Origin of the sequence: Bacillus sp. AFS029637, from assembly GCF_002584985.1 — a bacterium.
Taxonomy (GTDB): domain Bacteria; phylum Bacillota; class Bacilli; order Bacillales; family Bacillaceae_G; genus Bacillus_A.
This window is the reverse complement of sequence record NZ_NUPZ01000037.1, coordinates 78457-95353: the sequence shown is the minus strand read 5'-3', so window position 1 is coordinate 95353 and position 16897 is coordinate 78457. Positions and strand designations below refer to the sequence as shown.

The window sequence follows — 16897 nt, the reverse complement described above, 5'->3', positions numbered from 1 at the left end:
ATATAGTGAGTACAAAGAAGAAGTAAGAAAGAACCTTCAAAAACAGAAGGTTCTTTCTTGTTTTATAATTCATTATTGGTAGTGGGTGCGTTTAGTACACAAGGATTAAATATGGATTGGACCGTTTCGATTCAAGAAATTGCTGATGAAAGAAAACGTCAAGTTGATGATCATTTAAAGGAGAGATCAATGGAAGAGGGGGCGGTGTGCAAGAAAGCTCCCGAAAAATCTACATCCGAAAAAATTATAGATGGTATTTTAGAAGGTACAGGTCAAGCTGTTGAAGATACAATAGATGGTATTGTGGCACTTGGTAAATGAGAACATGGGATACGCTGTTACTCATTTAGATGAAACCTTACCTGCTAAGGGTGTGTTTTTACCTTATAAAGTAAATGACTAAGACCATAAAAAATATATTGATGGAAAAATAAATTCGATAACTCATTTAGCAAATTCATGGGGCAATATATATATAGAGTGTATAGAAGGAGATAATTATAGTGATTTCCCTAAATTTTGGGGAGGAGCTGGTGCACCAATGATTAGTGAAAAAGCCAAGCAAGTGCTTGAACCTTTAATAGGCGATAATGTTGAATTCTTACCACTTTTACGCAATTCAACTAGTGAGGTATATTACTTGGTCCATGTATTGAATGTACTAGATGCAATTGATGGAGATAAAGCAATCTTTAAAAAACTGATTACAGGCCTTGTAGTAGGTTGTGAAAAGTTCGCGTTTGATTTTAATACTGTTCAAAATGAAATGATTTTTAAAGTTTACATAAATGGCAAAATTCACCCGACGGTTGTCTTTATTTCAGACGAGTTGAAGGCTCTTATTGAACAAAGTGAATTAAAAGGTTTTGGATTTATTGAAGTGTGGGATTCAGAAGAGCTCTCATAAATAAATTCTAAAATTATAAATAGTCCCCTTGTTATACAAAGTAGGGGACTATTTATCCTGCATTAACGAGCAGTAAGATTCCCACCTCGAAATTCGGCTGAAGTAAAGAGGCAAGGTGGGAGATCAACTGCTTGTAAAAGGCTAATAATTTCTAGAGATGAAGAAAACTTCCGATGCAAAATATTATTTTTCATGCACCAACATCGAAACATCATCATTAATCAACGTCCCAACATGTTCACCTAAACAAATTCTTTTCATCACACCAGGCTCATCAAAGTTAAAGACGTGTGCTGGTAAATTATAGTCCCGGGCAAGCAGTAAAGCCGCTTGATCCATTACTTGTATGTTTTGCCTAACAATATCGTTATAGTTTAGTTTTTTATACATTTTCGCTGATTTGTTATGTTTTGGATCACTTGTAAAGACACCATCTACTCCTTGTTTTGCAACTAATATGGCATCGCTATTCATTTCAATGGCTCTTTGTACACTTGGGTAATCTGTCGTAACGAATGGCTGCCCGTTACCGCCTCCAAAAATAACGATATAACCGTTATCTAAATGATGTACTGCACGCAAGCGAATATATGGCTCAGCTACCGCATTAAAAGGGATGGAAGTCATAACGCGTACTTCTTTATCAGTTTTACTAGTTAGAACACCGCGAAGCATTAAGCTGTTAATTATAGTTCCTAACGTGCCTATATTATCAGCTTCTACACGATCAATTCCCCATTCTTCAGCTAAATGACCTCTGAATATGTTACCACCACCAATTACGATGGAGACTTCGATGCCTAAATCAACGATGGATAAAATTTCATTCGCGATATGTTCTAATCGTTTCGAGTTAAAGCTATTTCCAGATTGATCAGCAAGTGCGCCGCCGCTTAATTTAATTAAGACTCGTTTATATGGCTTCATAATAATTCCCCCTATAGATAGCAATAAAAAAGGAACAAGGGCGAATGCCCTTGTTCCTTTTTATAAAAATAAAATAGAAAAGAAATAGATGTAATGAACTTCTTCGTATGATTTTTCATAACATCCACTCCTTTTCATCCTTTTTTGTTTGAATACATATATCTTTTAGATTATACGAAATAATCTGATGTTTTATCAAGTATATTTTATTTCTTTTTACGGAATATGTGTCAATGAATATTTTAAGAAAAAAAATTGAATTTTTTGTGACGAACTTGTAGGTTTTTGTATGATTTTGTAGGTTCGCCTATATGATGTGTGAGTAGCTTTTATAAATACGAAATGAAAGCGTTCGCATAAAGGGGATGAACATAAATGAAAAAATTCGGATTAGCAACACAAATTTTTGTCGCGCTCGTTTTAGGGATTGTGGTAGGGGCAATCTTTTATGGCAATAAAACGGCGATTTCTTATATCACACCAGTTGGGGATATATTTATTCACTTAATTAAAATGATTGTAGTACCAATTGTTATTTCAGCATTAATTGTTGCGGTAGCTGGTGTAGGTGATATGAAAAAGCTTGGGAAACTAGGCGGAAAAACAATTCTTTATTTCGAAATTATTACGACGATTGCTATTTTAATGGGATTACTTGCAGCAAATATATTCCAACCAGGTACTGGCGTTGATATGAATAGTTTGCAGCAAAGTGATATTTCTTCTTATAAAGAAACAGCAGATGCTACAGAGAAGAAAGGTTTTGCTGAAACGATTGTTCACATTGTACCGAAAAACGTATTCGAATCTATTGCACAAGGTGACTTATTACCGATTATATTCTTCTCAGTACTATTCGGTTTAGGCGTTGCGGCAATTGGTGAAAAAGGAAAGCCTGTCTTTAACTTCTTTGAAGGTGTGCTCGAAGCGATGTTTTGGGTTACAAATCAAGTTATGAAATTCGCACCATTTGGTGTATTCGCATTAATTGCAGTTACGGTTGCAAAATTTGGTGTAGGAACATTACTTCCGTTAGGAAAACTAGTGCTAGCTGTATACGTAACTGTTATACTATTCGTTGTGATTGTATTAGGTATTAATGCACGAATGGTTGGAGTAAACATTTTTACATTAATGAAAATTTTAAAAGAAGAACTTATTCTTTCATTTACGACAGCAAGTTCAGAAGCTGTTTTACCTAATATAATGAGAAAAATGGAAGAGTTCGGTTGTCCAAAGGCAGTTGCCTCTTTCGTAATTCCGACAGGTTATACATTTAACTTGACTGGATCGGCTATTTATCAAGCATTAGCGGCATTGTTTGTTGCACAAATGTACGGTGTACACATGTCACTGACGGAGCAAATTACGTTATTATTCGTTCTCATGTTAACATCCAAAGGTATGGCAGGGGTTCCAGGTGCATCGTTCGTTGTTGTATTAGCAACGTTAGGTTCAATGGGATTACCACTAGAAGGTATCGCGTTAATTGCGGGAATTGACCGTATTTTAGATATGATTCGCTCATCTGTCAATGTGTTAGGAAATGCATTAGCGGCCATTGTTATGTCGAAGTGGGAAGGCGAATTCGATAATGAGAAAGCAAAACAATATGTAGAAACAGTCAAACAAGCAAAAGCAGCATAAGAAATCGTTAAGGAGTGAAATAATCATGGCAACATTAACTGAAGTTAAAAATGGCGTGCGAGTTGAAAAAGATTTTTTAGGTGAAAAAGAAGTACTAAATTCTGCATACTACGGCGTACAAACGATGCGTGCAGTAGAGAATTTTCCGATTACAGGATACAAAATTCACGAAGGTTTAATTAAAGCGTTTGCAATTGTGAAAAAAGCAGCAGCACTTGCTAACACAGATGTTGGAAGATTGGAATTGAACAAGGGTGGCGCAATCGCAGAAGCTGCTCAAGAAATTTTAGAAGGAAAATGGCATGATCATTTCATCGTCGATCCAATTCAGGGCGGTGCAGGTACTTCAATGAACATGAACGCAAATGAAGTCATTGCCAATCGTGCTCTTGAATTATTAGGAATGGAAAAGGGAGACTATCATTATATTAGTCCAAACAGTCATGTAAATATGGCGCAATCAACAAACGATGCATTCCCAACAGCGATTCATATCGCAACATTAAATGCATTAGAAGTCTTATTACAAACGATGGGTTATATGCATGATGTATTTGAATTAAAAGCAGAACAGTTCGATCATGTTATTAAAATGGGTCGTACACATTTACAAGATGCTGTGCCAATTCGTCTTGGACAAGAATTCAAAGCATACTCTCGCGTACTTGGACGTGATATGAAACGAATTCAGCAATCGCGTCAACATTTATATGAAGTAAACATGGGAGCAACTGCAGTAGGTACAGGCTTAAATGCAGATCCAGAATATATTGAAGCAGTTGTAAAACATTTAGCTACAATTAGTGAATTACCACTTGTTGGTGCAGAAGACTTAGTAGATGCGACGCAAAATACGGATGCTTATACTGAAGTATCTGCAGCACTAAAAGTATGTATGATGAACATGTCTAAAATTGCGAATGACCTTCGTCTAATGGCATCAGGTCCACGTGTTGGATTAGCAGAAATTATGCTACCAGCTCGTCAACCAGGTTCATCTATTATGCCAGGGAAAGTAAACCCTGTTATGCCAGAAGTGATTAACCAAATTGCGTTCCAAGTAATTGGTAACGACCATACAATTTGCCTTGCTTCAGAAGCAGGACAATTAGAATTAAACGTTATGGAACCAGTACTTGTTTTCAACTTACTTCAATCTATTAGCATTATGAATAACGGTTTCCGTGCCTTTACAGATAATTGCTTAAAAGGAATTGAAGCGAATGAAGATCGCTTAAAAGAGTATGTTGAGAAGAGTGTAGGAATTATTACAGCCGTGAACCCTCATATCGGTTATGAAGCAGCAGCTCGCGTTGCGAAAGAAGCAATTGCAACAGGTCAATCCGTTCGAGAACTTTGTGTGAAAAATGGTGTGTTGTCACAAGAAGACTTAGAGTTAATTCTAGATCCATTCGAAATGACACATCCAGGGATTGCAGGAGCAACTCTTTTAAAGAAAAATTAAAAGAAGAGGGGGGACAAGCCCCTCTTTTTTGTTTACAATATAGAAATGTTATATATGAATAGAGGTAGGGATGTTATGAGTAAGTTTACAGTGGCTTCTAATGGGGCATTAGAAACAGCATTAAGAGGAGTAGAAGTATTATCAACACCACTTTTAAATAAAGGGGTCGCTTTCACGCAAGAAGAAAGAGAAGAGTTAGGTTTAAAAGGTTTATTACCGCCAGCGGTTTTAACATTAGATGAACAAGCACGCCGAGCATACGAACAATTCTGTTCTCAGCCGGATGATTTATTAAAGAATGTATACTTAACAGCGTTGCATGATCGAAATGAAGTATTATTTTATCGCATTTTAACGGATCATTTACGTGAAATGTTACCAATCGTATATACACCTACTGTTGGTGTAGCAATTCAAAGGTACAGTCATGAATACCGTAAACCACGCGGCGTTTATTTATCAGTTAACGACCCTTCAGGTATTGAAGAAGCATTCAATAATATCGGTGCAACAGCTGAAAACATTGATTTAGTCGTTGTAACAGATGGAGAAGGCATATTAGGAATTGGTGACTGGGGCGTTGGTGGCATTAACATCGCAATCGGGAAATTAGCTGTTTATACGGCCGCAGTTGGAATCGATCCTAGCCGTGTATTACCAGTAATTTTAGATGTAGGTACAAACCGTGAGGAACTATTAAACAATCCATTTTATATTGGAAATCGTCATCCGCGTATAACGGGTGAAGCTTACGATGAATTTATTGATACGTTTGTACAAGCGGTAAATAAACAATTCCCGAAAGCACTTTTACATTGGGAAGATTTCAGTTCTCGCAATGCACGAAAAATTTTAGATAAATACCGTCATGACGTATGTACGTTTAATGATGATATTCAAGGTACAGGTGCAGTTTCACTTGCTGCGGTATTATCAGCGGTGAAAGCTTCTGGTGTACCACTGAGTGAACACCGCGTCGTTGTGTTTGGCGCTGGTACAGCTGGAATCGGTATCGCAGATCAAGTAAGAGATGCAATGGTCCGCGTTGGCTTATCAGAAGAAGAATCACATAATCGTTTCTGGTGTATTGACCGTAACGGATTAGTTACAGATAATATGGGAGATCTTCTTGATTTCCAAATTCCATATGCAAGAAAAGAAGCGGAAGTAAGTGAGTGGAAAGCAAATGATGTAATTGGACTTGCTGAAGTTGTGAAACATGCAAAACCGACAATTTTAATTGGTACATCTACTGTTGCGGGCGCATTTAAAGAAGAGATTATTAAAGAAATGGCTTCTCATGTAGAAAGACCAATTATTTTACCAATGTCGAATCCGACGCCACTTGCTGAAGCAAAACCAGCAGATTTAATTGAGTGGACAGAAGGAAGAGCGTTAGTTGCAACAGGAAGTCCATTTGAACCAGTTACGTATAACGGTGTAACGTACGTTATTGGGCAATCAAATAACGCACTTATCTTCCCAGGACTTGGTCTTGGAACAATTGTTGTTCGTGCAAGCGTTATGACGGACGGAATGTTCGCAGCAGCAGCAGAAGCAGTTGCAAGCATGGTAGATACAAGTCAACCAGGGGCACCTATCTTGCCAGAAGTTGAAGAGTTACGTAATATCTCCGAAATGGTTGCAATTGAAGTAGCGAAAGTTGCAGTTGCAGAAGGTGTTGCTAGAGAGAAATTAAGTGATAACGATATCAAGATTGCAGTGAAAGAAGCAATGTGGATGCCAGAGTATCGCCAAATAAAAGCGGTAGAAAAGGTTAGAATATAGAAATAAAGCCCGTTTATTATTATAAGCGGGCTTTATTTGTACGATTGAAAAAATGGATAGGAAGTGGCACTTTTGAATTGGAATCAATTATGGAAGAATGATATGTCTCTTTTAATTATATTAATGGTCGTTGTTCCGATTGCCGGAGAGCTGAATTTTCATCCTTTTAATGATATGTTTCGTGTTAGCTTTGGGACGCCACTATTCTTCTTTTTATTACTGTTTTTAAGAAGAGTACCAGCTGCAGTTGCAGGTATTCTTGTTGGTATATGTGTAGTCTTATTCCGCGTATGTCTTGACTGGGTATTGCAAGGTTCATTTCATATGACAGAATCATTTTATTTGCGCTATCCTGTGTTCTTCTATTATTTTATTTATGGAAGTCTTTTTTCGCTTTGTAGAGTGAATAAGTTTCATCAGAAACCAATAATTATTGGGTGCCTTGGAATTACAATTGAAATTATCGCAAGTATGTCAGAACTTGCGATTTACCATATGGTAGTTCTCGGTACAACAATAACGGTTTCTGAAGTAAATAAGTTAATTATTATTGCTATTTTTCGTAGTTTCTTTGCACTCGGTTTTTTAAATATGATGAACTTATATGAAACGAAATTAAAAGAATCACAAGTGCGAAAAGAAAATGAAAATATGTTAATGCACCTGTCTAATTTATATGTAGAATCTGTTCATTTGAAAAAAACGTTACAAAATGCGGAGTTAATTACACAAGAAGCTTATCAATTATATCGGAACTTGCAAGTAATTGATGATTCGAATGGTAAAACAGCATTGAAAATAGCGGGAGAAGTACATGAAATAAAAAAAGATAATCAAAGAATTTTTGCAGGATTGTCTAAACTATTATTAGATAAAAATGTGGCTGAGTATGTAGAAGGACATGAACTTGCGGAAATGATTGTGAGAATAAATGAGAAGTATGCTGAAATGTTAAAAAAAGATATACGTTTTTCTAAACATATAGAAGGTGAGCATGCTGCATATCACGTGTATACAGTGCTATCAATCTTTAATAACTTAGTTGCCAATGCAGTTGAAGCAATTGAAAATAGAGGTCTCATTAGTATTAAATTATATAAACGAGATCAACATGTAATCTTTGAAGTAATTGATGATGGCCCTGGTATTTCACAAAAGTATAAAAAATTAGTATTTAAGCCTGGATTTACTTCAAAGTATGATCAAACGGGAACACCGTCCACGGGTATTGGACTTTCTTACATACACGAAATGGTAACAGAGCTCGGCGGAGAAGTAAGGTTAGAAGACAATGAAACTGGAAAAGGGTGTAAGTTTATCGTTTGTTTACCGGAGTGTAGTTTAAAGCGGGAAGGGGAATAGAGTTGTTTTATTATATCGTAGATGATGATGAAGTTTTCCGTTCGATGCTTTCGCAAATTATTGAAGATGGCGATCTTGGGGAAGTAATTGGAGAATCGGAAGACGGAGCGTTTATTGAAGCAGAACAGTTAAATTATAAGAAAGTGGACATTTTATTTATTGATTTACTAATGCCGATGAGAGATGGGATTGAAACAGTTCGCCATATAGCTTCTTCTTTCACTGGTAAAATTATTATGATTTCCCAAGTTGAATCGAAACAGCTCATTGGTGAGGCGTATACACTTGGTGTGGAGTATTATATTACGAAACCACTAAACAAAATTGAAGTTGAATCTGTCGTACGAAAGGTAATGGAACGGATTCGTTTAGAGCGTTCCATACATGATATTCAAAAATCATTGAATAACGTGTTTCAGTGGGAGCAGCCGCAAATGCGTAGTGAACCGATGCAAGAAGCAAAAAAGATAGCAGATTCAGGACGTTTCTTACTATCAGAGCTCGGTATCGCGGGAGAAAATGGAAGTAAAGATTTACTTAGTATGCTGGAATATTTATATGGGCAGGAAAAGGCGCAAACATTTGAATTTGGATTTCCTGCATTAAAAGAAATTTTCCAATATATTACGATAAAGAAATTAGGAGACGGAGCTTTAGAGGCGGATATTGATAAAGAGAAAAAAGCCTCTGAACAAAGAGTGCGCAGAGCGATTTATCAGTCGTTAAATCATTTGGCTTCTTTAGGATTAACAGACTTTTCAAATCCGAAATTTGAAAGCTATGCTCCGAAATTTTTTGATTTTACGATAGTTAGAAAACGGATGACAGAAATGACAAAGGAAGAATTCGCAGTTTCAGGTCATACACGAATTAACACGAAAAAGTTTATTCAAGTGTTGTATTTTGAGGCGAAACGGTTGATGGAGATAGATTGAAAAATACGATATAGGGTATAAATGTTGATAAACCAAATCTTACATTGATTTGGTTTTTTTCGTGTCGAAAAGTATTTTTTGAATAAATGAACAATTTGTGAAAAATGCTATTGAATTTGATAATAGTAATAGATTAATATATTTATGAGTTTCCAATAAAATGCAAAGAAAGGAGTTAATAGCGGAAACGTATGTATTTGAAGAAAAGGAAAGGGGATAATTAGTTGGGAGGAAAATATAAGCATTTTAAAAATGTATTAACAGTTTGTATAATTGCTATTTTATGTTTACAGTTACCAGGTTTTTATGTAAAGGCAAATGGAGAAGAAACGATTAAGGAAGACCGAAAATTTGAAATTAAGAGTGTGCAAGAGGCTGGTAAGAGTAATAATCCAGACATTTCAGTATCCACATTAGATGATAATGTGAAAGCGGAACAGCTAGCGAAAAAGCTCGTTGGTGATGGAGTGGAAATTCGAAATGTGAAATATAAAGGTGCAAATCAAGCAGCCGGCACATTTCAAGCGAAGCAAAATATTTTTGGAATAGAAGACGGAGTCATATTAAGTACAGGTAATACGAAGGGCATTATAGGACCTAATAAATATAGAAGTTATACAAACATAAATAACCAACCCGGTGATAGCGATGTAGAACAATTATTGTGGAACGGGACAAAAACATTTGATGCAAGTGTTTTAGAGTTTGAGTTTAAGCCAACGAAAGAAAAAATGAATGTGCAGTATGCGCTTGCTTCAGATGAGTATGAGGAGTTTTCGAATTATAATGATGCAGTAGGAATGTTTATTAACGAGGAGAATATAGCGGTTATATCAAATTGGAATAGGAGTCCAGTGACAACCTCCACGATTGATAAGTGGGATAATAATGGTTACTATATTTCGAATACAAATGCTTCTAAAAATACGGAAATGGATGGAATGACTACAGTATTAGATGCTAGTTCGAACGTAAAAGTAAACGATTGGAATAAGATCAAGTTAGTAATTGCGGATGGGAAAGATAACGGTGTAGATTCAAATGTGCTTGTTAAACCTTTTACATTTGAAGATATACCCTTCCCAGTAGAGTATGATTACGTTTATGTTGCTGGATGGAAAGTAGAAAATATAGGCGTTGATAAGGCAAAAGTCAGTGTTAATGTTGTAAGAACAGGAAATACAAATAAAGACGATAGCGTGGAATGGAACTTAATTCTTCCCCAGAAAGGTACTAGTGTAACGAAAGATCAGGGAAAGGTATTTTTCGAGAAAGGGGAATCTACGAAAACGATTCAAATAGAAGTAAGTAAACAAGATCGTGATTTGCAACTTTCTTTACATGGAGTGAGAGATGGGACAACTACTTTTCGGGATTCAATTAGTATATTTATGCATAGAATGGATATCGATCCCGAACAGATGAAATTAAAAGTTGGTGAGGGGAAAACGTTTAAAGTAGTGGCTAAGTACAATGATGGCCAAGAAAAAGATATTACTGAGAATGTTGAAATAGTCGTAAATGATACTAAGGTTGCGAAGTTAGATGCGGAAAATAAAATAATAGCACAAAATGCTGGAGTAACTAGTATGACCATAAAGTATGGTGAGAAAAGTATTCGAGCTCTGATAGAAGTCGAAAAAACATTAAAAGATATTGAACTAGATAGAGAAAGCTTTTCATTAGTAGATAAAAATGTAGGATATATCGGTGCAAGAGCAATTTATGATGGTGGATTAGTGGAAAGTATAACTGGAAAGGTAAAATTATCAAGCTCAGATGAAAATGTTGCACGTATCATTGGTTTTAATAGTTTTCGAGCTGTAAATGAAGGAGAGGCAACTATTACAGTAGAGTACGGTGGAATTAAGAAAACGGCAAAGGTAACTGTGAAAAAATCGAATCGTAAATTGAAGGAAATTCATGTTAGCCCTAGTATGGTAGTAATAGAAGGAGAAAGTTATCCTTTTTCTGTTATAGCATCCTATGATGACGGATACCATGAAGATGTTACGAAATCATCTGAAATATCGGTTGCTAATAAAGATATTGTTGAATTAATAAATGGTTCAATGTATGGTTCAATGTATTTGAAAGGAAAGAAAGAAGGAGAAACAAAGGTTAAAGCAACTTATGAAGGTTTGACAATAGAGGGGACAGTAACGGTAGAAAAACAATTGAAAGAGATAGTAACCGATAAACAACAGCTTACATTAAAGGAAGGGACTAAAGATAAAATTGTAGTAAAAGCAAAATATGACAATAGTGAGAAAGATGTCACGGATCAGGTAAGTTTCTGGATAAATGATGAGAAAACCGCTGAAATTATAGCTAATGGAGAGGTTAGAGGACTTAAACAAGGACAAACGACGCTTGTTGGTAATTATAGAGGGGAAATGGTACGTATCCCAGTATACGTTGAAAACGGTCTGAAAGACATTGAATTTGAAACATCAAATATAACACTACCTATTAAAGGTACGAAAAAGTTACAAGTAACAGGAGTTTATGAAGAGGATTACCGTTCATCAATTAATAATGAAGCGACATTCTCTAGTAACAACGATAACGTGAAAGTTGATAAGTTCGGAAATATTGTAGCGCAAAAAGAAGGAGAATCTATTATTACAGTATCTGCAAGAGATATAAAAAAGGAAGTGAAAGTAAAAGTAGAGAATCCACTTGTTGCATTACAAGTTGGTACGGAGAAAATTGCATTAAAAACGAAAGAAGCGTATGAATTAAAAGTTACAGGTTTATATGAAGATGGTTCGCTAAAAGATATTACGAAAAGTGCGAATTTTAAATCTTCAAATTCGTCTGTAGTAGAAGTAGATGCTTCTGGGAAGTTAGTAGCTCAAGATAAAAAAGGAACTGCAACAGTTACGATAACGAAAGATAAACAAAGTTTGAACATTCCTGTTGAGGTAACAGAGAAAGAGACTGGCTTATTACTAGAAGTACAAGATGGAAGTGGACGCGGAATTGATAATGTTAGCGTCGTTTTAGAAGATTCAAAAAAGAAAACACAAAAGTTAATAACAGGTAGCAATGGTACTCTGTCGTTAAAACCACAAGAAGGTGCTTATAAAGTATACGTTTATAAAAAAGGCTATAAACCAGTTGCTGTAGGCGTAGTTGTAAAGAATGATGAGCGGACGAAGCAGAAAGTCATATTAGAACCTTCGCAGTTATTTGATGGGAAGATGAACGTAACTCAAATGTCGAAAGAAGAAATAGAGAAGGCTGGTATTGATGTCAATCATCCAGATAATCGCCATGTGTATAAGTTTGAACTGCATTTGAAAATAGATAATGAGGATAAAAAAGTTGATTACATCATTAATAATGTAGGTAAAGTTATACAAGGTGATTTAAACGTGTCGATTGGTAGTGGTGCAAGTGAGGTTAATGTGTACCCAGTTGTTATTCAAAATGAACGTTTCCAAGAAAAAGAAGCCCCTCCTGCAGTTGGATATATGGTAGTTCCAGGAAAAGTAAGTTGGTTGAAAGAGTTCTTTAAAGTGGAAGTGATGATTCAAAGTTTTGCGGATGAGCCATTTGAATTAACGAATACAAATGTATCGCTAAAGTTACCAGAAGGATTAAGTTTAGCTCCGATTTCTGAAAAACAAAGTGAAACAATCCATTTAGGAGCGATAGGTGGAAATGAAGTTAAGAAAGCTGAGTGGTATATTCGTGGAGATAAAAAAGGTGAATATCATTTAGGTGCTAATTTCTCATCTACATTATACCCGTTTGATGAGCCACTTTCTGCCGAGTTTAAAACAGCTAAGCCAATTGAAGTGTACGGGGAGGACGGAGTGAAGATGCATATTAAAGTAGATAAAAAAGCATATAAAGGTCTTCCGTATGTAGTTAGGGTAGGAATTGAAAATAAATCGCCAAACGTTATTTATGATTTACAAGTAGAGTTAAATGAAGCAGAAAAGAAAAACTTTGTTTATACACCAGGAACAGAGTTGAAGCGCGTTGTTAATTCTATTCCATCAGGGGAAACGGTATGGCTTGATTATTTATTACTACCTAAAATCTCGGGAGATTTAAATATTGGAAAATCATTCATTAAAAAGGTTGGAGACGGTATAAACATAGAGACTGTTCTTTCTACAATTGATGAATAATTCGATGCGGTTATCTTTATTTCATTTTGAATGCAAAAGGGGAATACGGGATGAAAAATTGGCTTAAAAAAGTAGCTCAATTGAGTATACTGTTTGTACTATTTATAACATTGATATTTGATGGTGCAATAGCGTACGCTGCTAACGAGGTAAATAAAAAAACAAATCCGTTTCATAGCGCAGCTGAAAATACAAATGAGCTTGTATTCAAGGATGTACCACCTTCTTACTGGGCTTATAAAGATATAAAGAGATTAAAAGAGTTGAAGATTGTATCTGGTAAGGGAGATGGGTTATTTGGTCCAGAAGATCGCTTAACGCGAGAACAATTTTTGTCGATGGTCGTGTTGCAACAAGGCTATAAAATTGTAAAAGACCAAGAGACATTTAAAGATGTACCAAGAAGTAAATGGTCAAATCAATACATTGAAACAGCAATAAAAGAAGAGATTATTGAAAAGAAAGAATACGGGGATAATTTTAAACCAGAACAAGAAATTTCAAGGGAAGAAATGGCGATTGTTATCGCGAAAGTGTTGAAGTTAAAAGAAGTAGATGAGGAAATAAAATTTGGAGATAAAGGTGAATTTACGAAAAATCCTAAATTGATAGCTGCATTAGTAAATGCAAAAATCATTTCAGGATATCCAGATGGAACGTTCAAACCGAAACAAACATTAACGAGAGCAGAGTCAACAGCAGTTATCGTTAAATTACTCGATTATGGATATGTATTTGATGATGTACCACCTTCTTACTGGGCGTATAAAGATATAAAGAGATTAAAAGAGATGAAGATTGTATCTGGTAAGGGGAACGGAATCTTTGGTCCAGAAGATCGCTTAACGCGAGAACAATTTTTAGCTATGATTGTGCTGCAACAAGGCTATAAGATTGTAAAAGACCAAGAGACGTTTAAAGATGTACCGAAAAGTAAGTGGTCAAATCAGTACGTCGAAACAGCGATAAAAGAAGGGATTATTGAAAAGAAAGAATATGGAGATAGCTTCAAACCAGAGCAAGAAATCCCAAGGCAAGAAATGGCGATCATTATCGCGAAAGTGTTGAAGTTAAAGGAAGTAAATGAAGAAATAAAATTTGGAGATAAAGGTGAATTTACGAAAAATCCTAAATTGATAGCTGCATTAGTAAATGCAAAAATCATTTCGGGATATCCAGATGGAACGTTCAAACCGAAACAAACATTAACGAGGGCGGAGTCGACAGCAGTCGTTAGTAAAGTTATTGATTTTAAGAAAGATGAGCCGACTACTGGGGATGGTGATACTGGTGGCGGTACGGGTAATGGAGGAGACGCTGAAAAAGCAGGTATCGTATACAAAAAGAACGTATATGAAGTGAAAGAACAATATAAACACGACATAGAACAAACTCAAACAGATACTTTCACATTCAAAAAGGAAGCAGCAAAATTAAAAGAATTGAAAAATGATAACATTTTAATTTTGCCACCAATCCCAAATAATCCACTTGGAGTTGTTATTAAAATCATCTCTATAACGGATGGCAGTGATGGGGAGAAGGTTGTAAAAGCAGTGCAACCAGATGCTAAAGAAGTAATTGAAAAAATAGATGTGAAGGAAAAAATATCAGTTACGAGAGACAATGCAGAAATTGTTTATTTAGCAGAAGGTGTAACGCTGGACGAAAAGCAGCCAGTTTCTTTTAATCCTTTTCAACAGCAAATTAATGGAGAGAAAGAAAAAAATCAATATGTTTTACAGGGGCCAGAGCATTTCTTACAACGTGCATTCGCTGAATATGACGTTGATAAAAAAGAATTCAGTACGAACACAAATGTTAAAATAACAGGTAAGGATTTAGGAATTAATGAGGATCTAACTTTTGCACTAAAAGGTAAAATGAAAATTAAAAATGTAGATGTGGATATCTTGTTTAAAGATGTAACTAATTTAGATGAATTAAAATTTATTCTTAAAGGTGAAGTTGAGAATAACGTAAAATACACATTTGATTACTCGCACTGTGTAGGAGCCCCAGTAAATTGTGATAAGAAAAAATCGGAAGGTCTAACATTTGAAGAATGGAAAGAAATGATTGAAAAAAAAGGTCTCTCACTGAAACCATTTAAAAAACCTTTGTTTATGGTTCGTGTACCACTGCCTGCTGCTCCAGCTATAGCTATAACGATGGAAGCTTCGCTTGTATTGAAAGCAGATTTATCAATAGGTGTAGAAGTAGATGTGAAGCAAATAGATTCGTTTAAGGTGGGAATTGAAAACGGCGGAATTGTAGGTAAACATGAGCAAATAGGACCTAATCTTCAATTTAAAGGGGAAGCAAAAATTGATGGGAAAGCAGGTATCGACGTTAATGGGGGGTTAACACTTGCTAATATAACTTTGATAGGGGCTAATTTTGAAGCAGGATTGAAATTAGAAGCGTTAGCAAGAGCGTCGTGGGGAATAAAAGACGTTGACTCTAGTAATATAAATGCGTTTGAAAGTATTTGCGCAAAAGGGTCACTTGGATATTATATTCAAGCTGGTTTAAAGGCGAGTATACTTAAAGCTGATATTTTATCTATAAAGAAATCGTTAATAGATATAAATGAAGAGATCGGAAAAATAAGTAATTGTGAAAAGTATGATTTACAATCAGCGCAAGATTATTTATTACTTGAAGAGGGAGAAGATACAAATTTAAAAGTAGTAAAAAGAATCTTTGATGAAAATCAATTAACAATGAAAGTAGATAAATTATCGAAGGATCAGGAAATACGAGTATCAAGTGAAAATACAGACGTAGTAGAAGCAAAACGAAAAGATGCCAATGATTTTTCAATTCATGCAAAATCAGGTGCAAAAGAAAAACAGAAAGTAGACCTATTATTTGAGTTAGTGGAAGATGGGAAAGTACTTTCAGAAATAAAAGTTCCAGTTTATATTGTGAAGCCAACGAAGTTACAAGTAGATCCTGAAAAAACATTTGTGATGAAAAAACAAAAAGAACAATTGCAAGTACGTTTAGCAATACCGGTGCCGGAAGAAATAATTGAGCAATATGAAATGTTAGGATTGCCGATTGAGCAGTACCGCTATAAAGAAGTAACACAACCGAACCTACTTACTTTCAAAAGTTCGAAAGATTTCGTTATCGTAAATGAGCTTGGAGAAGTGACAGTAAAGGACGATGCGAAAATCGGAGATACGACTGAAATTAATGTCGCTTATAAAGGATTGACAGGTAAGGTTAGTGCTCAAGTTTCGGGAAGTGAGGAAGATAAGCGAGCACTATCAGGTTTATCTTTACAAAGTGCTCAGCAATTAATATTAGATGCGGAGCAGCACGCAAATAATATTTTGCAAGCGGCAGTTAAATCGCCTGAAGAAGAAAAATTTGAAGACTTACAAAAACAAATGAAAAAGTTTTATGAGCCAAAATTTACAGGGAAGCAATTTGAAAAAGCTTATAAGTATAATAGACAGTGGATATTAAATCCGTATTACTTATATCCTGTAACGAATGTTTATAATACAGAGGCAATGAAAACATTCTCAAGTGTAAGTGAAACACCATCAACGTTAAGTGTGAAGGTAAGTGTACCAGTTCAAGGTGAGCAAGGTGAATCATTTACGTATACGTATGATTTAGTGAAAAAAGATGGGTCTTGGTATTTAGACGACATCAACTAATTAAAAGACAAGCGCCTTTCGTTATATAGAGAAAGGCGCTTGTT

8 protein-coding genes and 2 pseudogenes are annotated in these 16897 nt (G+C 35.4%); 9 read left to right on the top strand and 1 reads right to left on the bottom strand.

All coding sequences use genetic code 11. The features are described from left to right. Window positions 1–57: 57 nt before the first annotated feature. A pseudogene (locus COE49_RS19635) lies at window positions 58–367 on the top strand (cytoplasmic protein); the annotation flags it as partial. A 36-nt stretch (window positions 368–403) separates the two neighbouring features. Continuing rightward, window positions 404–907: pseudogene (locus COE49_RS19630) on the top strand (imm11 family protein); the annotation flags it as partial. Window positions 908–1090: 183 nt separating this feature from the next. Here COE49_RS19630 and pyrH read toward each other — a convergent pair. Continuing rightward, a complete protein-coding gene (gene pyrH, locus COE49_RS19625; RefSeq protein ID WP_088231195.1) occupies window positions 1091–1834 on the bottom strand; it encodes a UMP kinase in 744 nt (247 codons plus the stop codon). A 375-nt stretch (window positions 1835–2209) separates the two neighbouring features. Between pyrH and COE49_RS19620 the strand changes: the two genes are divergently transcribed. The 7 genes from COE49_RS19620 to COE49_RS19590 all read left to right on the top strand — a co-directional run bounded on the left by COE49_RS19620 (window position 2210) and on the right by COE49_RS19590 (window position 16853). Further along, window positions 2210–3481, top strand: a complete 1272-nt coding sequence (locus COE49_RS19620) for a cation:dicarboxylate symporter family transporter (RefSeq protein WP_088231196.1) — start codon at window positions 2210–2212, stop codon at window positions 3479–3481. Window positions 3482–3506: 25 nt separating this feature from the next. Further along, a complete protein-coding gene (gene aspA / locus COE49_RS19615) occupies window positions 3507–4946 on the top strand; it encodes an aspartate ammonia-lyase (RefSeq protein ID WP_088231197.1) in 1440 nt (479 codons plus the stop codon). A gap of 75 nt (window positions 4947–5021) precedes the next feature. Next, window positions 5022–6734, top strand: a complete 1713-nt coding sequence (gene malS / locus COE49_RS19610; protein WP_140417389.1) for an oxaloacetate-decarboxylating malate dehydrogenase — start codon at window positions 5022–5024, stop codon at window positions 6732–6734. A 63-nt stretch (window positions 6735–6797) separates the two neighbouring features. After that, window positions 6798–8096 carry a sensor histidine kinase gene (locus COE49_RS19605; RefSeq protein WP_088231198.1) on the top strand — a complete coding sequence of 433 codons (1299 nt, stop codon included), beginning with the start codon at window positions 6798–6800 and terminating at the stop codon, window positions 8094–8096. Between the two features lie 2 nt (window positions 8097–8098). Further along, window positions 8099–9031: a response regulator gene (locus COE49_RS19600; protein ID WP_088231199.1), complete on the top strand. Its 933-nt coding sequence runs from the start codon at window positions 8099–8101 to the stop codon at window positions 9029–9031. Window positions 9032–9255: 224 nt separating this feature from the next. Next, on the top strand, window positions 9256–13176 hold the full coding sequence (locus tag COE49_RS19595) for a choice-of-anchor L domain-containing protein (RefSeq protein ID WP_098946026.1): 3921 nt from the start codon (window positions 9256–9258) through the stop codon (window positions 13174–13176). Window positions 13177–13226: 50 nt separating this feature from the next. Further along, window positions 13227–16853, top strand: coding sequence for an S-layer homology domain-containing protein (locus COE49_RS19590; protein ID WP_098946025.1), 3627 nt, complete (start codon window positions 13227–13229; stop codon window positions 16851–16853). The last annotated feature ends 44 nt before the right edge of the window (window positions 16854–16897 follow it).

What these genes read in the sequence shown, in the direction of transcription:
- aspA (WP_088231197.1), top strand. Translation starts at nt 3,507, where the DNA reads ATGGCAACATTAACTGAAGTTAAAAATGGCGTGCGAGTTGAAAAAGAT.
- pyrH (WP_088231195.1), bottom strand. Translation starts at nt 1,834, where the DNA reads ATGAAGCCATATAAACGAGTCTTAATTAAATTAAGCGGCGGCGCACTT.
- COE49_RS19620 (WP_088231196.1), top strand. Translation starts at nt 2,210, where the DNA reads ATGAAAAAATTCGGATTAGCAACACAAATTTTTGTCGCGCTCGTTTTA.
- malS (WP_140417389.1), top strand. Translation starts at nt 5,022, where the DNA reads ATGAGTAAGTTTACAGTGGCTTCTAATGGGGCATTAGAAACAGCATTA.
- COE49_RS19590 (WP_098946025.1), top strand. Translation starts at nt 13,227, where the DNA reads ATGAAAAATTGGCTTAAAAAAGTAGCTCAATTGAGTATACTGTTTGTA.